This window comes from Maribacter sp. BPC-D8, assembly GCF_035207705.1.
In the GTDB taxonomy this organism is placed as follows: domain Bacteria; phylum Bacteroidota; class Bacteroidia; order Flavobacteriales; family Flavobacteriaceae; genus Maribacter.
This window is the reverse complement of sequence record NZ_CP128187.1, coordinates 1,435,314-1,454,889: the sequence shown is the minus strand read 5'-3', so window position 1 is coordinate 1,454,889 and position 19,576 is coordinate 1,435,314. Positions and strand designations below refer to the sequence as shown.

Genomic DNA, 19,576 nt, shown 5'->3' with positions numbered 1-19,576 from the left:
TCCATGACGGAAATGTTCAAAAAAATATTTTTCTCTACACGTTTAATGTCCATCCTATTTATCGTTTTTGCCACTGCAATGGCATTCGGTACTTTTATTGAAAGTTGGTATAGCACAGAAACCGCACGAATCTGGATTTATAATGCCTGGTGGTTCGAAGTTATTATGGTCTTCTTTGTAATTAACTTTTTTGGTAATATCTCTAGATATCGTCTTCTGCGATTAGAGAAATGGCCCGTATTAACACTGCATTTATCTTGGGTATTGATTATTATCGGTGCTTTTGTAACACGTTATATTAGTTTTGAAGGTATGATGCCTATTCGTGAAGGAAAGACAGAGAATGTTTTCTATTCTGATAAAACATATTTAACGGTTTATGTTGATGGTGAAATTGAAGGTGAAGCACGAAGAAAAGTATTGGAAGATGATTTAATCGTTACTCCAGAAGCTATAAAATCTAATTTACCATGGAAAGCTGATTTTAATGGCGATGATTTTGAAGTGTCTTATGTTGAATTTATTAAAGGTGCCAAGCAAGGTTTATTGCCAGATTCTAATGGTACAAAGTTTTTAAAAATTGTAGAGGCTGGTGATGGCGAACGCCATGACCACTATTTAGAAGATGGTAAGGTGGCTAGTATACATAATGTGCTTTTTGCATTAAATAATAATACAGACGGTGCCATCAATATAATGACCACAGATTCGGTCTATCAAGTTCATTCTCCTTTTGATGGTAACTATATGCGTATGGCTGATCAGTTTCAAGGTGTTTTAGTGAAAGATAGTTTGCAACCTTTAGTATTGCGTTCGTTATATAATACTGCTGGTATGCAGTTTGTTATTCCAGATTCTGTAACACAAGGCTCATATGGTATTGTTGAAATACCTGATGCTGAGAAAACTAAAATAGATCAAGATGCGATTGTTTTTGATGTTACTGCTAACGGAGAAACCAAACAAATTAAATTATTAGGTAGTAAAGGTCCTTCAAATTTTAGTGAGAAAGTGAATGTAGGCGGACTCAATTTTTCTATTCGATATGGATCTAAAGTATATGATTTGCCTTTTGGTATTAAGCTAAATGATTTTATTGCCGAAAAATATCCTGGTACAGAAAAAGGGTATTCTTCATACATGAGTAGAGTAACTATTGAAGATGAGCGTCCTTTTGACTATGATATTTTTATGAACCATGTTTTGGATCATAAGGGGTATCGCTTTTTTCAATCGGGCTTTGATCCTGATGAAAAAGGAACAACCTTATCTGTAAACCACGATTTTTGGGGGACTTGGATCACCTACATTGGTTACTTTCTTTTATATATTGGTTTAATGGGGATTATGTTTTTTGGTAAAACTCGCTTTAAAGATTTGGCTAATTCTTTAGATGAATTAAAAATAAAAAAGAAGAAGATGTTTGGTGTAATCGCTGTTCTAATGGCGTTTTCATTCTCATCTTTTGCTCAAGATCAACATACGCCGGAAGAAGGACATCAACAGGCGCCTAGTAAAACACAAATAGATTCTTTGCTTGATGCTAGTATGGTCAGTAAAGAGCACGCCGATAAATTTGGTAAGCTCGTCATACAAGATGAAGGTGGGCGAATGAAGCCAATCAATACCTTTTCATCAGAACTACTTCGTAAGTTAAGTTTAAAAGACACTTACTTAGAATATAATTCTGATCAGATTTTACTTTCTATGATGATGAATCCTGCGGTTTGGTATAACACGGAATTCATTGCGTTGGATAAGAAATCGCAGAACGATAGTATTAGAAATGTTATCGGTATCCCTTCAGGGCAGGAGTATGTAAAGGCTACAGATTTCTTTGATGAAAAAGGGCAGTATAAATTAGAACCTTTTTTAAGGGAGGCAACAGCTACAGCTAATCCAAATAAGTTTCAACAAGATTTTAAAGATGCCAATATTAGATTGAGTCTTTTAAATCAAGCTTTAGGGCAAGATATCGTTAAGATATTTCCATTATTAGATGATGAGAATAACAAATGGATTTCAGCAGTAGAGTACAGAGGAGGACAGTACGAAATTAGAGATTCACTCTATTCTAACTTTGTAAAAAATGCGATGCCATATTACCTAATGACTTTGGGTAAGGCGCAACAAAGTGGCGATTATACTGCTGCAGACAAATTATTGGCTGCATTTCATCAGAATCAACTTAATCACGGTAGTGAGGTATTGCCTTCACAACAGAAAGTAGATACTGAGGTTATTTATAATAAGTTAAATATTTTCAATAGACTTTATAAGTATTATGCAGTTGTTGGGCTATTAATGTTCTTTACACTTGTTTTTCAGATTTTCAAAGACCGTTCTATTTGGAGAATAGCCGTCTACTTTTTTAAAGGAACTATAATGATGCTGTTCATTTGGCACACAGCTGGTTTGGTTCTACGTTGGTATATTTCGGGTCACGCACCTTGGAGTAATGCTTACGAAAGTATTTTATATGTAGCCTGGGCAACAATGGGTATCGGTTGGGCATTAGGTCGTAAGAGTGATATGACATTTGCGGCATCTGCATTTGTAACCTCTATGCTTTTATGGATAGCACACCAAAGCTGGATAGATCCTTCGATTGCCAACTTACAGCCTGTTTTAGATAGTTATTGGTTAATGATACACGTTGCAGTTATTGTGGGTAGTTACGGTCCGTTAACTGTAGGTATGATTTTAGGTCTAGTTTCATTGATTTTGATGATTTTGACGACCAAGAAGAACAAAAAACGAATGGCAATCAATATTAAAGAATTGACCATAATCAACGAATTAGCCTTAACCACAGGACTGGTGATGCTTACTATTGGTAACTTTTTAGGAGGGCAATGGGCAAATGAAAGTTGGGGTCGTTATTGGGGTTGGGATCCAAAGGAGACTTGGGCACTGGTTTCTATTATGATTTATGCTTTTGTAATACATACAAGACTAGTACCAGGATTAAGAGGTAAATGGACATTCAACTTTATGAGTGTTGTAGCCTTCGGTAGTATTATGATGACCTATTTTGGGGTAAACTTTTACTTGGTGGGTCTGCATAGTTATGCCAGTGGTGCGCAAGTAATTACACCAACATTTATATACTACTTAGTTGCTGGTGTACTTGTTTTGGGCGGAATTAGCTATTGGAGATATAAAGTCAATTATAGTAAATAAGATGAAATACACAGTATATAAAAGCCTCATGGAATTTTCATGAGGCTTTTTTATTTCTAGTAGTTTGTGAAAATTTAGTTTTGACTATCAAGCAAATCCATTAGTTCTTCAGCAGCTACTTGACCTTTTTGCTTTAAGAAATCTCTAGGTGTATTATCGCCTAATTCGAAAACAATGGCTGGCATACCGTGGTTAACGTAGAAATAATTACGTGAAACCATTGTAGGTTTTATAGTTGTTGAAGGATTTACATTCGTATGCTTTTGAGGTAATCTTTTGGTGATATTATTAATCCAATCAAAAACAATTTTTCCTTTCTCGCCAGTAATCGTTGTGTCGATAGGGTAGTAGATATCGTCCCAAGTGGAATGGAAATCTGCACCGAAAACAAACTCATATCCTTCAGATTCTTTTTTCACCAAAAAGTCTCTAACACTTCTTGTTTCTGGTTGATTGAAATCTTGCCAATCTCTGTTTAAATCGATACCGCCCATATTATGACGCCAATTGCCGTTATCAACACCGTCAGGATTCATTAGCGGCACAACAAACAAATCATAGTTGTCTCTAAATTTTTGTGCCTTAGGCGAGTCTCCGCTTAAAGTTTCAATAAAAGACTTCATCGCAAGAAACCCGGTAACTTCTGGTGGGTGTTGTCTAGAAATAACCATAACAGCTTTTTTATGTTCACCGTTACTAACTTCCATTACATTCATTGCTCTATTCTCTCTACTTTTTCCTATTTCATATGTAGATATAAAGTCTTTGGTGGTTAAAGAATCTATCCAACTTTTTACCCTTGTAGATCCGTAAAGTTCTTGTGCGGTTATATATGTGGGCACTTCGCTAATAGCTACATTTATTTCTACCATCTCTGGTACTGCCTTAATACCGAAATCGCCGGTACCTTTATTTATTCCTGTAAAATTGGTGCTATCTAACGGAGTAAAATTTTCACCATCAGTACTAATTTTAGGGTAGTATCTACTTCTAGAATCTTGATAAGTCATTTTAATAGTGATAGTCTTAGGTGTTTTTGACCAAACTTTAAACGCATACCATGGACTCACATTTACCGGAGTGTTTTCAGCTGTAATAAGGGCGGTGTAGTGATTGTTTCCGTCAGAAGTTATTCCGTTTAACCTTCCGCTTTCAAAATCATTGCTAAAGAAGGTTGAGCCTTCATCAAACGTCCAAATACCTTTCCATTGTTTTTGTACTGGTTTAGATAAAGTAGAAACAACAGCACTTTTTCCCTGACCTTGATATCCTTGAGTTGCAGGTTTTTGGTTTTTGCATGCTGAAAAAACGAAAACAAGTAAAATTATATAAGTGAATTTCTTTTTCATTGATTTGAATTTATATGGGTTTTGAAATGGTGAAGTTTAAATCTAGAAACAAAATGGGAAAGTAGATGTGTTTAAAAGAAATTAGATGGAAGTATTTCGTAATTCTTAATCCTTAACTGTATTTAATAAGGTATTGACAGATGGGTATTAATAAATAAAAGTTTAGAAATGGGTTCTTAAGTAATTTTCCTTGAAAGTTTTGGCCCTCTTTTTAGACCTATATTATATTGTTTTAATGATAACATACAGATGTAGGATAGTGAGTTTGTTTACATTCTATTTTCTTACCTTTATTTTCTATAATTATTAGCGCATGAATTCGAATAAAAAAGGCTTGAACACTATTTGTACCCACGTAGGGGAATTGGAAGATACACAACATAAAGGAGCCATTTCCCCCTTGTACATGAGTACCTCTTACGCATACGAAGATGTTGATGTAAAACGATACCCTAGATATTTTAATACGCCTAACCAAGAAGGACTTTGCAAAAAGGTTGCAGCATTAGAGCATGCAGAGTCTGCACTTATATTTGGTAGCGGTATGGCTGCAGTAAGTACGGCTTTATTGGCTTTTTTAGGAGCAGGTGATCATGTGGTTTTACAGCAGACCTTATACGGTGGAACATATAATTTAGTGAACGAAGAGTTTTCTAAATACGGAATCGAGTATTCTTTTACCGAAGGTTGGAGTGCCGAAGCGTTTGAAGCTCAAATTAAAGAGAATACCAAGGTTTTGTACATAGAAACACCTTCTAATCCGCTGTTGACCATTACCGATTTAGAGGCTGTTGCTGCAATTGCTAAAAAACACGGAATCATAACTTTGATTGATAATACATTCGCTAGTCCGGTAAATCAAAACCCAATTGATTTTGGAATTGATGTTGTAATACACAGTGCTACCAAATATATGGGTGGTCATTCAGATATTTGCGCAGGTGCAGTTGCTTCAACAACCGAGCATATGGATCGTATTTTTCATTTAGCAAAGAACTTTGGTGGTAGCCTTAGTGATTATACGGTTTGGCTGCTAGAAAGAAGTATGAAAACGATGGGTATTCGTGTAAGAGCACAAAATGAGAATGCAATGGCAATGGCACATTTTCTTGACGATTTAGCTGATATAGAAAAAGTATATTACCCAGGTTTACCATCGCACCCTGATCATGATATCGCTAAAAAGCAAATGAAGGGTTTTGGCGGTATGTTATCGTTCGAATTAAATGCTAGTTTTAATGCATCTCAATTTCAGAAAGCATTAGAATTAATAAAACCATCAATGAGTTTGGCAGGGGTAGAGAGTACGGTTATATCACCGACACAAACATCTCACGCATTAATGAGTGCAGAAGTTAGAGCAGAACAAGGCATAGCAGACGGATTAATTCGTTTTTCGGTAGGTATTGAAGAAGTAGAAGATTTAAAGCAAGATATTTTGCAAGCTTTAGAAAGTTTAAAATAATTATATCAATTACAATTAGCATAGCATGAAGTTGGATATTTTAGTATTTGGAGCGCATCCTGATGATGCAGAACTAGGAGCAGGTGGTACCATAGCCAAAGAAATAGCTTTTGGTAAAAAAGTAGGTATTGTAGATTTAACCCGTGGTGAATTAGGTACTAGGGGTTCAGCAGAAATTCGTGATCAAGAATCTGCTAATGCAGGTAAAATTCTGGGAGTAGAAGTTCGTGAAAATTTAAGATTCAGAGATGGTTTTTTTACCAACGATGAAGCTCATCAATTAGAAATTATTAAAATGATTCGTAAATACAAGCCGCATACGGTTTTGTGTAATGCTATTGATGATCGACATATAGATCATGGTAAAGGTAGTAAGCTTGTTAGTGACGCTTGTTTTTTGAGTGGATTAAGACGAATAGAAACAAAAGTAGGAGAGGAGAGTCAACAAGAATGGAGACCTAAATTGGTTTATCATTATATTCAATGGAAGAATATTACACCCGATTTTGTAGTAGATATCAGTGATTATATTACAGCTAAGACTGAGGCTATTTTAGCATATACATCTCAGTTTCATGATCCTAAGAGTAATGAGCCAGAAACGCCAATTAGTAGTAAAACCTTTATTGAAAGTGTACACTATAGAGCCAAAGATTTAGGTAGATTGGTAGATGTCGACTATGCAGAGGGCTTTACTGTTGAAAGAATGGTGGCAGTCGATTCGCTTGACCATTTAATTTAAGCAGATTCTTTATATCTTTTTTGTAATCTTGGTATAGTAAAGTAAAAACTAGAGCCTTTACCTAAGGCACTATGCACCCATATTTTGCCATTGTTTTTCTCGACCATTTCTTTACATAACGACAATCCTAGTCCGGTACCTTTTTCATCATTGGTACCATAGGTGGTGTGGTTAGAATCTTTCTCGAATAATTTGCCGATAATATCTTCGCTCATACCCATTCCATTATCCTTCACGTATATTTCGCAAGTTTTAATTTTTTGTATGGCACCAATGATTATCTGTCCGTTATTAGGGGTGAATTTTAAAGCATTGCTTAGAAGGTTTCGAATGATAATATCTATTTGATTAGGATCTGACCAAATTTGGCAATTAGGTTCAATTCTATTTACTAGTGTAATAGACTTGGCTTCTGCAATTTCAGATAAGAGCGCAATATTTTCCTCTACTATACAATCTAAATTAGTTACAGAGTGTCTAGTGATGGATCCATTCATTTGCGTTTGACCCCATGAAAGTAAGTTGTTGAGGGTGAACGATATAGTATCGATATCTACTTTTAATTTCGGGACAAAGTTTAAGAATTCATCCTTCGTCATTTCTCCTTCTTTAAATAATTTTAAAAGCCCTTGAAATGCACCTATTGGTCCTCTTAAATCGTGACCGATGATGGAGAATAATTTGTTTTTAGTCTGATTTAATTCATTTAAATACGCTTGCTTTTCTTCTAAATCATTTTTCTTATTTCTAAGTTCTTGATTTAATTTTTTCTGTGCTTGTTCATTTCTATGAATCAAGAATGTGATAATCGCGAAAATGAATAGTATTATAATAAATACGTAAATGTATATTTTCTGTTTAGCCAGTGCTTTTTCATTATCAAGAATTAATTGCTGCTTTTGCTGGTCATACTCCACTCTTGTTTTAAGCATATTTAATGCTTTTTCATTATTATTGGCAGAAAGAGATTCGTAAGTCGTTTGGTAAAGCTCATGATACCAGAGCGATTTTTCAAAGTCTTTTTTGTCCTTAAAAATTTTCGAAAGTTTGTGTGCGCTAGTTTTTATACCAGATCTAAGACCTATTTTTTTTGAAAGTTCAAATGCGTTTAATGCATATACTTCAGCTACGCTATCTTTCTCAAGATTTAAGAAAGCCTCTGTCATGCCATTTAACAAATCTATTTTACCACGATCATCTTCTATTTCTTGATGCAGTAATTCGCTCTGTTTATACCAATAAAGTGCCCAGGTATTTTTATTATTTTTGAGATATATTTTTCCTTTTATTTCGTAACAGTACGCTAACCATTCGAGTATTCTTTCTTTTTCAAAAGTTGCAATACTTACATTAACATTAAACATAGCATATTCTAACTCGTTCATATCTGCATATGTAGAGGCGATATTACTAAGGGTCTCTGCTAAAAAAATAGGATTACCAATTTCTTCATGAATACTTTTAGATTTTTGGAAAAAAACCATTGCCTGTTCATAATCTTTTTGTTCGACATATAAATGGGCAATGTTATCGTTTACAATTGATATAATATTTTTGTAATTATTTTTTTCTGCAATTTCAATGGTAACTAAGTACCATTTTAAGGCTTTTGAATATTCGCCTTTATAACCATATTCTTTAGCCAATTCATTTAATGTTCTTGCCTTTAGAAAAGATTTGTCGTGTTCAGCTGCAATGTTGTAAGATTTTGTAAAATTTGAAATGGCTAGGTCGATTTTTCCTTTATCAGAATAATAGCCTCCAATAGTATAGTAAGAATTAATCTCACCATTTATGTACTCAGCTTTTTGACTAAGCTCAAGACTTTTTTTACTTAAAATTTTTAAACTATCTAAATTATGGTAACGGTATTCTTTAGCTAATTCTAGAAGTTGGTTAATATAAAGTGTATCGTTAGAATTAAAGTTTGCAGACTTTTTTATTTCCTCCAATTCATTTAGAAGTGTATCTCTTTTAGAACTTTGAGCTAAAATTGAAAGATTACCTAACACTAAAAATAAGAATACAACCATGCACACCCTTATTGGGGAGTGTAGTAATAATGGTTTTAGTATTCTTCGGTTCATAGCTATCGCTCGATAATGCGATTCTAAAATTAACCTAGAAGAATATGGAAAAGTAATAAATGTTGTGAAACGCGCTTTATTGTGTGTTTTAACGTTCTAGAAGGGTAGTTCGTCGATGAATTGAGCTTTTTTTGATTTAAAATCTGCTAATTTAAAAGTGTCAATTGCTATCAATGTCTTATTTATCAGGAGTAAATTTTGAATAGAAATTCAGGTAAAAATAAGTTAAAGCTATACCATGTCTCCTGGTAATTCAACTATAAATTGACTACCCTGGTTTGGTTGACTTTTAACCATTATCTCACCATTATTTTTTATTACCATCGCCTTTACTAGACGTAAACCTAAACCAGTTCCTTTTTCTAAATTTGTGCCATATTTAGAGAAATTCTCGGTGTTACTGAATAATTTTTGTATATCGGCTTCGGTCATACCTACACCGGTATCTGTTACTTGAATTACTAGATTTTTATCTTTTATTTCAGTAGATATTGTAATCAGACCTTCATTAGGGGTAAATTTAATAGCGTTGTTTATTAAATTTCTGAAAATTATATTGAATTGTTGCTGATCTGCAAATACATTATGGTTAGCCGCTACTTGGTTATTAATAATGATAGATTTTTTCTGTATCTCATTTCTATACAGCTGTAATATGGTATCTAACTCATACTTAACAGAAATACTGCGAACATTAATGGTGCTACCTTGCATTTGTGTTTTTCCCCAATGTAAAAGATTGTCCATAGTAAATTGTACTTGTTCAAGGTCTTCTTTTAGTTGTGGAGCAAATTGATCAAAATAAACCTTGCCTTCAGGGTCTTCTAAATATAGCCTTAGAATATCGTTCAATGAATTAATAGGCCCTCTTAAGTCATGACCTACAATTGAAAACAATCGATCTTGATTAGCATTTATTTGAGTAAGACTCTCCTGATTTTTATTTAAAATTTCTGCTTGGCTAGCTAATTTTTTATTTAGTACTTTTTCTCGCTTATTAGCTTTTAAGATGATAAATACGATAACCATTAAAGCAAATAGTCCTGCAAGTGACCATTTTACATATTTACGTTGTTGGTTTAATGCCTGCTCATTTTCTGCTTTTAAACGTTCTGTCTCTATATTAAAGTTTAATTTAGCATTAAGCATCATTAAGTTACGTCTGTTCTTTTTCTTATAAATATCATTAGAAAGTTTCTCAGTAAGTTCTAGGTATTTTAAAGATTCTGCTACTTCGTTCTGTTCTTTTTTAATTTCATATAATGTTCTATATGCTTTTTCTAGACCTTTTTCATAATCAGTAGATGCATATATAGCCACACTTTTATTAATGATTTCCTCAGCTTTAGTTAGATTATTTAGTCCTAAATATGACTTTGCAAGACCATATTTAATATCGGCCTTGGCCTTTACATCATTAAAGTCATTATGCATATCAAAAGCCTTTTGATAGTTCACTAAAGCATTTTCATAATCATTCAAGGCTAAATAATAATACCCTAAAGTAGAGTAGGTCCATGCTAACCATGTGGTATGCTTATATTTTTCAAAAAGTGCTAATGTTTCATCTAACTCTATTTTTGCTTGATCTAAATTTCCTAACTCAATATTTAAGAAAGCCATATTGCTCAGCATCATAACTTCTTTGGTAGGGTCATTTAATTTTTTAACGTGTTTATAGGCGACAGCGTAATATTTTAAAGCCTCATCATTATTATCTAGGCGACTGAAAATTGTGCCTAAATTCATATTCATTCGAAATAAATGAAACTGATCATTTGTCTTTTCTGCAATAGTAAGCGTATGTAAGAATTGTGTATATGTGGAAGGGTAGTCATTTTTGAAATAATATCCTTGCCCAAGAACATTATAAATTTTCATTTCTGTTTTTGGGTACTTTTTTAAATCAGGGTTTTTTATGGTCTCTAAACTGAAATCGATAGACTTATCAGTTTCTCCTTTATTTAAATATAATGTTGCTAGGTTAGATAATGCTTCAAGCTCACCCAGTACATAGTTGTTTTTCTTACTCAGTTCAAGCGCTCGTTCTGAGTTTATTAGCATGGAGTCTTGCTCAATTCGTCTTTGGTAATAAGAGAGCTGGTTTAGGTTGTCAATATATTCAGGTGAGTTTTCTGAAAAATCTGAGGAATTCTTTAATTTAGAAATTTTTTGATGATAAAACTCAATGCTATCTTTTTGTGCTAGAGCAGTAAAAAAGCTAAAACATACAAATGCGAATAGTAAAAAATTATGTTTATAATTTGATATAGAATGCATTATGAATAGTGGTATAAACTTAGTAGGTTGTTTCAAATAAAACTTCAAGTTAAAAAAATTATATTTAATGATTCTTAAAATTAAATATTTATTGAATTTTTAAATTATTATTTGTTAGAACTGTATAAAAAAATTATCTTTGCACTCGCTTACAAATGGTGGTTGTAGCTCAGCTGGTTAGAGCATCGGTTTGTGGTACCGAGGGTCGCCGGTTCGAACCCGGTCTTCCACCCTAAAAGGCAGATAAAAAGTCTTAGATTCATTTCTAAGACTTTTTTGTTTTTAACCAGTAGCTTGCCTAATTGTTAAGCATAAAAAAAGCCTTGTAATCATTATGATTACAAGGCTTTTTTATATTTTAAGTATCTGAATTCTAGTCTACTTTTAACTTATTTTCTCTGTTAGCAATTTCCCATGCCGTATAAAAAACTAATCGAGATCTGTTTTCTAAAAGATCGTAGTTTATTTTATCTGGTGTATCACTTGGTTTATGGTAATCAGCGTGAGTACCGTTAAAATAAAATATGATAGGAATATTGTTTTTAGCGAAGTTATAATGGTCACTTCTGTAGTAGAAACGATTTGGATCGTTCTCATCATTATAAGTATAATCTAATTCAATATTCATGAATTTCTTATTTACTTCTTCAGATAGATTATGAAGTTCTAAACTTAATTTATCTGAACCTATTAAATAGATATAGTTGCGGTCTCCTTCACGTTCAGGATCTATTCTACCAATCATATCAATATTTAAATTGGCAACAGTATTCGCAAGCGGAACGATTGGATCAACATCAGTGTAATATTGTGATCCTAACAATCCTTTTTCTTCACCTGTAACGTGCAAGAATACAATTGATCTTTTAGGTCCGTTACCTGCATCTGCTGCTTTCTTAAAAGCTTCAGCTATTTCTAAAAGCGCAACAGTACCAGATCCATCATCATCTGCACCGTTGTTTATTTCACCATCACCAGTAATACCTATATGGTCTAAATGCGAAGAAATTACTAAATATTCATTCGGCTTCTCAGAACCTTTTAAAATTGCTGCAACGTTTTCTGATGTAATTTTATCATTAGAACTCTCAAAAGCCAATTGTAGTTTTTTGCTTAAAATTTGCGGCTTGTCATCAGTATCTATAGTTGATAAAAAGCTTTTTGCAAGTGTTTGGTCAATGAACAGGTTGTAGAATTCAGGAGCGCTATTATCTACTACTTCCATTCTGCCACTATTATTTGTTTTCATTGATTCAAACCTGCGCTTAAATCGACTGAAATTACCAGCATCATAATACAAGACACCGATAGCGCCTTTATCCATCGCAATTTGAACTCTTTTTGTCAAAGATTCAGACATATTGCTCCAGTTAGAAGTTTCGGTAGTACCAGTAATAACAAAGGTGCCATCAGCATTTTTTGGCTCACCAGACTTCATTAAAACAATCTTACCTTCTACATTAAGGTCGTTATAGTTAGAATAGGAATCATCTTCTATTCCATAAGCTGCATAAACGATGTCATCAGTAGATGTATTGGCTGCTGAAAAAGTTAATACATGCTCGCCAACAGCAAAATCGGTACCATCAACAGTTAATTTACCAATAGGTAGTTTGCTGATTTCTAATGGTACTTCTTGAAAATAGTTACCATCTTTTTTAGCAGGTGGTATGCCTAATTTTTCATATTCAGCCTTTAAATAAGCTATTGCCTTTTTCTGACCTGGTTGACCAGTTTCTCTGCCTTCGAATTCATCTGAAGCATAAATATAAAGGTGTTCTTTTAACTCTGCTTCTGTAATCGTTTCTGCAAATGAAATTTCAGATGCGACTGATGATGCTTCTTCTGTTGCGGCATCGGTAACGGTTTTTTGAGAAGAATTGCATGACATGGCCGTAGCGACCAATAGAAATAGTGTTTTTTTCATTTTTATAGTAATCTAATTTCTCCAAAAATAATCAAATCTTATCTAGTTTTAAAAGGTAGATTTTAGAATCAATATTTTGGTTGATTTTTATTTATTTAATGCTTCTTTAATAGCGGCTTCAACCAAAGGTTCCATTACTTTATAGCCTTCAACTGTAGGGTGTACTTCATCTTCTGCGTATTTTTTTGGTAAGCCATTTCGTTCATCGACCATAGCAGAGAAATAATCTAAATAAATATGCCCATTAGCATCAGCATACTCTTTTATCATTTTGTTCAGTTCAATTATTTTACCTGATGGTTCTAAACCTGGTTTCCACGGGTAATCATAAGCGGGTAGGGTAGAAGACAAAATAACTTTAATATCGTTGGCATGGGCAAGTTCTGCCATACCTTTTATATTATCCATAATCATTTCTAAGGTTGACGGACCTGTATTACCAGCTATATCATTGGTGCCTGCAAGTATTGTTACCACTTTCGGAGTCAGATTAATAACATCTTGTCTAAAACGAATAAGCATCTGTGGTGTAGTTTGTCCGCTGATACCTCGGTTGATATATGGCTTGCCTTCAAAAAACTCAGGACGATTATTTAGCCAACCTATAGTAATGGAGTTGCCCATGAATACTATACGGTCTTCACCGTCTTGTAAAGCTGGTACGACCGCATTGGCTTCTTGGAAATGTTTTAAATCTGCCCAGTCTTGCGCATTAATTGTTGTTAAACCTAAGAACGATAACATACAGGTTAAAATTAAGGTATTTGCTTTTTTCATTTTATGTGTTGATTATGCTTGTTGAATTTGATTCTGCTCTTCTACAGTCAATGGTACATTTTTAATGATATGATTTTTATTTGGTCTTTGCACCGCTAAATAGGCTAACAAACAAATCGAGATTACCAGTGGTAATGCGTTACCTGTATTATAATAGGCGAAGAGGCCAATAAAAGCAGGCATCTCAATAAGTGCATATTTAATATGTAAGGCAGATTGATATTTTTTTAATTTGTCTTCTAGTCGTGTGCTCAACTGAATTTTAGAAGTCATTTTTTTAAAAATCCATTGACTACCAAAATAACCAATCATAGCAAATATGGGTACGGCATATAAAAACATGCTTTCTCCATTGCTGTCTGTATTGAAAGTGTTGATTTGAAAAATCACCCAAATGGTAAAAATACTTAGTCCTACAAGTAAGAACAAATGCATGATAGAAAGGCTCTTGATAAAATTCTTTAGTTCCATATAGTTTTAAATAAGGGAAGATAATATAAAATAAAGCTACAGAGAATTTAGCTAAGTAATAGTAATGATTTTTATACCAAATGCTTGATCTAGAATTTTATCTTTGCGCGGTATGAAAAATATACTCATAATGATTATTGCTACTTTAACATTACAAAGTGCATACGGTCAAATAGAACAAGATAAAGTACTTCATTTTTTAGGAGGAAATCTGTATGGTTTGGTAGGTGCCGGAGTAGCTAATGAAATTTCTGATGGTGATAGAACCTGGACGTTTATTGGAGCTGTTGGTGGTAGCTTATTAATTGGTTTGGCAAAAGAAAGTATTGACCAGAAGCAATATGGAGGCTGGAGCAATGAAGATTTATTGGCTACAGTTTTGGGTGGCGCTACAGTGGGAGTTACAATTGATATTTTTAAAAAGAAAAAACAACGTAAAAGAGAACAACTATATCGAGATGCTATTAAATCTGCCGATGTAAGATTTCAAAAGAAATTCCCAATAGAAACAAAAGAAATAAATTCTTTGCTTGTATTGGGAATGTCTAATACTGTTTTAGAAAAATAAATTTCTATTGTTTTTAATATTTCGCACTTCTATCGGTTGCGACAGTACGTTTAATAAAATCGCGAATATCATCATTTGCGGTTTTCAGATCTTCTCTTCTTAAATACATCATGTGCCCTGATCGATAGCCTTTAAAGCTGAATCTATCTTTCATACGCCCGCTAGGATCCACTTGCCACATGGTATATTTTGCATTAAAATAGGTAGTAGCACCATCGTAGTATCCAGATTGGATCATTACATTTAAATATGGGTTCTGTGCCATTGCCAGTCTTAAGTTATCTCTTGTATTATCATTTTCATTATTCCAAGGGTGTACAGGGCCGAATAGGTTATATTTTACATCGGTTTTAAAATTCAATTCTTCTTGTAAATAGTAATTAATTGCCGGAGTAAAACTATGTAACCATGATGTTAATTCTGAATTGTAATCTGGCTTCATGCCTGCCAATTGTTTGTCAATACCTAGGTATCTAGAATCTAAACGACCTACGGTATACCCACTTTTATCTTTTAAAAGATTTTTCCAAAAGAAAGAGGTAGGCACGACCAAGTTTTGATCAAGAATATCTTTTTTGTTTAATCCTGAATAATAAGCCATTTTTTCTGCAATAGCTTCTTTTTCTGCGGAGTCTAAGAATCCACCTTTTGCTAGTGCAGGCATTAATTTATCTATGGTATATGCTTCCGATTCTGGTAAAATTTCTAGTAAATCTTTACTCTGTAATGCTGGTGGTAACATTTTATGGTGCCAAGCTGCAGCTGTAAAATAGGGTAGGTTTATTGCTTCTGCTACTGGTCCGGAATTACGGATTACTTTATAATCTGCAGGAGATACCATTATTACACCATTTAGGTACATCCATTGTTGTTCTTGTAATGCTAGTGAAAGTCCCATCACACGGGTTCCACCATAACTTTCACCAATGATATATTTTGGTGAGCGCCATTTATTGTTTCTAGTAACAAAGGTGTTCAACCATTCTGCTAAGTACTTGATATCGGCGTTTATTCCGAAGAACTTATCCCTATCAACTTCTTTTCCGCTTGCAGGTATGGTTCTGCTGTATCCGGTATTAACAGGGTTAACATATACAATATCGGCTACGTCTAAAACCGAATGCGGATTTGCACTTACACCATATGGTTGTACCGGGTAACCTTCATCATCAATCTTTAATATTTTTGGTCCTGTATACGCCAAATGCATCCAAACAGATCCAGAACCTGGTCCGCCATTAAACGATATTAATAATGGTCTTGCAGCGCGATCTTTAATATTATTTCTAGTGTAATATGTGTAATGTAAAGAGGCAATAGGTTTTGCATTTTCGTCCCATACCGGTTGTGTACCTGTTTGCGCAGTGTACGAAAAAGTTGCTCCGTTTATGGTAGCACTATGTTGTGTGGTAATTACCGTGTCTATGGGTAATTCTCTAGACTGGGCAACGCTAATGGCGGCTGCCAAACAAATTGATAGTTGCAGTAGTTTTTTCATGGTTTGATAAGGTTCTGTTGTTGAACGAAAATAAGCATAAAAGCTCAATATTTACTTCAACTATAATTGAATAAATTGTTAATGTCAATTCTTTATTTTTGAAGATTATTATCCAGAATACGGCACTTAATAGTACTGTATATTCTTAATATAAAATTCATTAAAGGTTTGATGAAGTTCAATGATTTTTATTTAATTTTCTAAAGCATTAAAATAGACACATGAAGAAATTATCAAGACGCTCATTTAGTGGTATAGCTGCCAAAGGAATATTAGGAACAACATTGTTATCAAATATGCCATTGGCAAAAGCTTTTACTACAGGGGCTATAAATAAAAAGTTAGGTATTGCTTTAGTAGGTTTAGGAAGTTATAGTGAACATCAACTTGCACCATCGTTATTAGAAACTGAACATTGTTATTTGGCTGGTATTGTTACCGGAACCAAAGAGAAAGAAGGCATTTGGAAAGAGAAATACAACCTGTCTAAAAAGAATATTTATAATTACGACAATTTTGATGCTATAGTAAAGAACGATGATATCGATATCGTTTATGTGGCATTACCGAATAGTATGCATGTAGATTTTTGTATTCGGGCTGCAAAAGCGGGTAAACATGTTATTTGCGAAAAGCCAATGGCTGTTAGTGTTAAAGAATGTGATGCTATTATAAATGCTTGTAAAGAGAATAAAGTGAAATTAGGTGTTGGGTACAGAATGCAGAGCGACCCTTATACCAATGAGGTAAAGAAATACGTAAAAGAGAAAATTTTTGGAGAGGTGCTTTTTGTTTCTTCAGATGCAGGATATGTTTCTAATGGTAACCCTGATCAATGGCGTTTAAATAAAACTCTTTCTGGTGGTGGTGCTTTAATGAATATGGGCGTATATGCGATACAAACTAGTATTTATGGTACGGGGCAGAATCCTATTTCTGTTTCTGCTCAAGAGTTTAGTACACGACCCGACTACTTTAAGGATACCGATGAAACCATTACTGCGCAGTTTAAATTTGCTAATGGTGCAGTTGCACAAATATGGACTTCACACAATGCAAATGGTAATCGTTTAAAATGTCATTGTAGTAATGGTTGGTTTGAGTTAAATCCTGCTCATAGTTACGGACCAATTAGCGGAAGAACATCAAACGGTAATACTATAGAATTTCCATTTAAAAGACAGCAGGCTTTACAGATGGACGATTTTGCCAAGCATGTTATATTGGGTACCAAAAACATCGCTCCGGGTGAAATGGGAAAAAGAGATATGATTATCGTTGAAGCTATTTATAAATCAATTGCAGAAGGTGGTAAAGAACAAGCCTTGTCTTTAGGTAATTTAGGGATAGTGTCGTAACATACTTTAAATCATCGGTTTTACATTTAAGTTAACTTGAATTTCAAGTTTAGATCACTTCAAATTCAAGTTAATTTTACATCTTAACATAAGCATAAACTTCTCTTCATCAATTGCTAATTTTCAGTGAACCTTCTTAAAAGGTTGTCTATATAGTTTTGGCATTCATAACCTAAAAACTATATTGATAATGAAAAAATCAAAAAATTTACTATTAAAAGCTGTGTTCTTTTCTTGCCTCGGATTAGCAGTAATGAGCTGTGAGGGCGAAGATGGTGCCGATGGTACAAATGGAACAAACGGCATTGATGGTGTCGATGGCGCTGATGGTACTAACGGAGAAGATGGTGCTGACGGTCAAGATTTAACTTTGGCAGAATCAATACCTTTAACTAGTTCTGTAACTCCGAATGAATTGTTTGAACTTAAAGGTGCATTTGCAGGATCAGCTGACCTTAATATGATTATGTCTTCTGCCGATATATTAGAGTCCGATTCTACATTTGTTTACGGTTCTTATATGGATGGTGCAGCACTTTTTCCTACTGAAGATGGTAACTACGCGTTGATCAATAATTTAGAAGCAGATTATTCTATTGCGAGAATTATGTTAAACGCTGAGCTTCAACCATTACAAGGCGATTATATCGTTAACTCAACAGCTACTGCATTTACGGCTATGTGTTCTGGTTCTGCCATAACAGTTGAAGAGCATGGTTTTGGACCTTTATACCTTGCTGGTGGCGAATGGGGCGGTAACGCAAAAGGTGTTTATAAAGTAAATCCTTTTCGATCAAAAGAAGATAGAGTAGAGGTAGAAAGATTACCTGCTTTAGGGGAATGGTCCACAGAAAATGCAGTAGCAATCGGTAAAGATGCATACGCTTCGCAAACTGTTATTTTCATGGGAGATGACCATAGCGATAATGTATATCCACAAGCTCATTTTGGAATGTATGTTGCTGCTAGAGGGGATCTTTACGGTGGAAAGTTATATGTTTTAAGAGGAAAAAATCCTGTAGAGTCTTTACCTGGTGACGGCGGACAACTATTTGAAATGGGAATGTCTGAAGATGTTGCTTATGACGTAGAATGGGTTGAAGTTACTGAAAGAACTATAGACGAATTAAACCAAGAAGCTATCGATGCTTCTGCAATTGGTTTTCAAAGAATTGAAGATATAGACTGGAGAAGAGGTTCTGCCGATGCACAAAGAGAAGTTTATTTTAATGCTACAGGAAGAATTCGTGGCGATAACCCTGATCTTAACTTAAGAGGTACCGGTTTTGGTCGTGTGTATAAGTTAGAATTAAATGATACTGACCCAACTGCAGATGCAGTTCTTACCGTAGTTGTAGATGGCGATATCGAAGGTGGCAAAGGCGATGGTCTGCATTCTCCTGATAATATAATGGTTACTGAAAACTATGCTTACATTCAAGAAGATCCAAATGGTTACGCAGATTTAAATGCAGACATTACAGGGTTCGCTAAATTATGGCAGTTAGATTTAAACACAGGTAGCTTTGTTGAAGTGATGGAGTGTAACCAAACTTTTGCATCTAGTGTTGGGATAGGAAATACTGATAGTATGTGGGAAATTACAGGGTTATTCGATGTTACCGATATCATTGGTGCATCTGAACCAACCTTTATTGGTGGTGCTCAAGTACATGGCTGGAATTATAGTACTACGCCTGAAACTGCAGTAAGAGCTGACGGACAAAAGTTTGTTGACCCAACAGCTATTAGTGAAGGTAGTGCTTCTTTAGAAGGTTCTGTTCTTTTTAAACTGACAGGTTTACCTAGATAATTCTCTTTATAAATTCTTTTAAAAAGGTTCCCTTCACTGGGAACCTTTTCTATTAATT

13 protein-coding genes and 1 tRNA gene are annotated in these 19,576 nt (G+C 34.2%); 7 read left to right on the top strand and 7 right to left on the bottom strand.

From position 1 onward, the window contains the following. Positions 1–3: 3 nt before the first annotated feature. On the top strand, positions 4–3,183 hold the full coding sequence (ccsA, locus tag QSV08_RS06600; protein ID WP_324027614.1) for a cytochrome c biogenesis protein: 3,180 nt from the start codon (positions 4–6) through the stop codon (positions 3,181–3,183). Positions 3,184–3,257: 74 nt separating this feature from the next. Here ccsA and QSV08_RS06595 read toward each other — a convergent pair whose 3' ends face one another. Further along, complete coding sequence (locus QSV08_RS06595; RefSeq protein WP_324027613.1) at positions 3,258–4,532, bottom strand: M14 family metallopeptidase; 1,275 nt, start codon at positions 4,530–4,532, stop codon at positions 3,258–3,260. 313 nt (positions 4,533–4,845) lie between these two features. On the opposite strand from QSV08_RS06595, the gene QSV08_RS06590 reads away from it, so the two are divergent. Beyond that, positions 4,846–5,997, top strand: a complete 1,152-nt coding sequence (locus QSV08_RS06590; protein ID WP_324027612.1) for a trans-sulfuration enzyme family protein — start codon at positions 4,846–4,848, stop codon at positions 5,995–5,997. 25 nt (positions 5,998–6,022) lie between these two features. Then, positions 6,023–6,739, top strand: a complete 717-nt coding sequence (bshB1, locus tag QSV08_RS06585; protein ID WP_324027611.1) for a bacillithiol biosynthesis deacetylase BshB1 — start codon at positions 6,023–6,025, stop codon at positions 6,737–6,739. Here bshB1 and QSV08_RS06580 read toward each other — a convergent pair. Both QSV08_RS06580 and QSV08_RS06575 read right to left on the bottom strand, forming a co-directional pair. Further along, the gene (locus QSV08_RS06580; RefSeq protein ID WP_324027610.1) at positions 6,736–8,772 is read right to left on the bottom strand and encodes a tetratricopeptide repeat-containing sensor histidine kinase; all 2,037 of its coding nucleotides are present in this window, start codon (positions 8,770–8,772) and stop codon (positions 6,736–6,738) included. The two genes, bshB1 and QSV08_RS06580, sit on opposite strands and share 4 nt — an antisense overlap. Before the next feature lie 285 nt (positions 8,773–9,057). Then, complete coding sequence (locus tag QSV08_RS06575; RefSeq protein WP_324027609.1) at positions 9,058–11,106, bottom strand: tetratricopeptide repeat-containing sensor histidine kinase; 2,049 nt, start codon at positions 11,104–11,106, stop codon at positions 9,058–9,060. Between the two features lie 157 nt (positions 11,107–11,263). Here QSV08_RS06575 and QSV08_RS06570 point away from each other — a divergent pair. Next, positions 11,264–11,339 (top strand) — tRNA-His (locus QSV08_RS06570). Positions 11,340–11,479: 140 nt separating this feature from the next. Here QSV08_RS06570 and QSV08_RS06565 read toward each other — a convergent pair. The 3 genes from QSV08_RS06565 to QSV08_RS06555 all read right to left on the bottom strand — a co-directional run bounded on the left by QSV08_RS06565 (position 11,480) and on the right by QSV08_RS06555 (position 14,281). Beyond that, the gene (locus QSV08_RS06565; protein ID WP_324027608.1) at positions 11,480–13,033 is read right to left on the bottom strand and encodes a M28 family peptidase; all 1,554 of its coding nucleotides are present in this window, start codon (positions 13,031–13,033) and stop codon (positions 11,480–11,482) included. An 87-nt stretch (positions 13,034–13,120) separates the two neighbouring features. After that, entirely contained in the window at positions 13,121–13,810 is a 690-nt protein-coding gene (locus tag QSV08_RS06560) for an SGNH/GDSL hydrolase family protein (protein WP_324027607.1), read from the bottom strand. Between the two features lie 12 nt (positions 13,811–13,822). Beyond that, on the bottom strand, positions 13,823–14,281 hold the full coding sequence (locus tag QSV08_RS06555; RefSeq protein WP_324027606.1) for a hypothetical protein: 459 nt from the start codon (positions 14,279–14,281) through the stop codon (positions 13,823–13,825). A 112-nt stretch (positions 14,282–14,393) separates the two neighbouring features. Between QSV08_RS06555 and QSV08_RS06550 the strand changes: the two genes are divergently transcribed. Next, positions 14,394–14,849, top strand: a complete 456-nt coding sequence (locus QSV08_RS06550; protein WP_324027605.1) for a hypothetical protein — start codon at positions 14,394–14,396, stop codon at positions 14,847–14,849. Between the two features lie 13 nt (positions 14,850–14,862). On the opposite strand, the gene QSV08_RS06545 is transcribed toward QSV08_RS06550, so the two are convergent. Beyond that, a complete protein-coding gene (locus QSV08_RS06545; protein WP_324027604.1) occupies positions 14,863–16,347 on the bottom strand; it encodes a S10 family peptidase in 1,485 nt (494 codons plus the stop codon). Between the two features lie 221 nt (positions 16,348–16,568). Here QSV08_RS06545 and QSV08_RS06540 point away from each other — a divergent pair, with 221 nt between their 5' ends. Continuing rightward, positions 16,569–17,705 (top strand): Gfo/Idh/MocA family protein, encoded by a 1,137-nt coding sequence (locus QSV08_RS06540; RefSeq protein WP_324027603.1) that lies wholly within the window; start codon positions 16,569–16,571, stop codon positions 17,703–17,705. A 190-nt stretch (positions 17,706–17,895) separates the two neighbouring features. After that, complete coding sequence (locus QSV08_RS06535; protein ID WP_324027602.1) at positions 17,896–19,518, top strand: phosphatase; 1,623 nt, start codon at positions 17,896–17,898, stop codon at positions 19,516–19,518. The last annotated feature ends 58 nt before the right edge of the window (positions 19,519–19,576 follow it).

Excerpts from the sequence above, each read along its gene's own strand:
- QSV08_RS06580 (WP_324027610.1), bottom strand. The coding sequence starts at position 8,772 with ATGGTTGTATTCTTATTTTTAGTGTTAGGTAATCTTTCAATTTTAGCT.
- QSV08_RS06540 (WP_324027603.1), top strand. The coding sequence starts at position 16,569 with ATGAAGAAATTATCAAGACGCTCATTTAGTGGTATAGCTGCCAAAGGA.
- QSV08_RS06545 (WP_324027604.1), bottom strand. The coding sequence starts at position 16,347 with ATGAAAAAACTACTGCAACTATCAATTTGTTTGGCAGCCGCCATTAGC.
- bshB1 (WP_324027611.1), top strand. The coding sequence starts at position 6,023 with ATGAAGTTGGATATTTTAGTATTTGGAGCGCATCCTGATGATGCAGAA.
- QSV08_RS06575 (WP_324027609.1), bottom strand. The coding sequence starts at position 11,106 with ATGCATTCTATATCAAATTATAAACATAATTTTTTACTATTCGCATTT.
- QSV08_RS06535 (WP_324027602.1), top strand. The coding sequence starts at position 17,896 with ATGAAAAAATCAAAAAATTTACTATTAAAAGCTGTGTTCTTTTCTTGC.
- QSV08_RS06590 (WP_324027612.1), top strand. The coding sequence starts at position 4,846 with ATGAATTCGAATAAAAAAGGCTTGAACACTATTTGTACCCACGTAGGG.
- QSV08_RS06560 (WP_324027607.1), bottom strand. The coding sequence starts at position 13,810 with ATGAAAAAAGCAAATACCTTAATTTTAACCTGTATGTTATCGTTCTTA.
- QSV08_RS06550 (WP_324027605.1), top strand. The coding sequence starts at position 14,394 with ATGAAAAATATACTCATAATGATTATTGCTACTTTAACATTACAAAGT.
- QSV08_RS06555 (WP_324027606.1), bottom strand. The coding sequence starts at position 14,281 with ATGGAACTAAAGAATTTTATCAAGAGCCTTTCTATCATGCATTTGTTC.
- ccsA (WP_324027614.1), top strand. The coding sequence starts at position 4 with ATGACGGAAATGTTCAAAAAAATATTTTTCTCTACACGTTTAATGTCC.
- QSV08_RS06565 (WP_324027608.1), bottom strand. The coding sequence starts at position 13,033 with ATGAAAAAAACACTATTTCTATTGGTCGCTACGGCCATGTCATGCAAT.
- QSV08_RS06595 (WP_324027613.1), bottom strand. The coding sequence starts at position 4,532 with ATGAAAAAGAAATTCACTTATATAATTTTACTTGTTTTCGTTTTTTCA.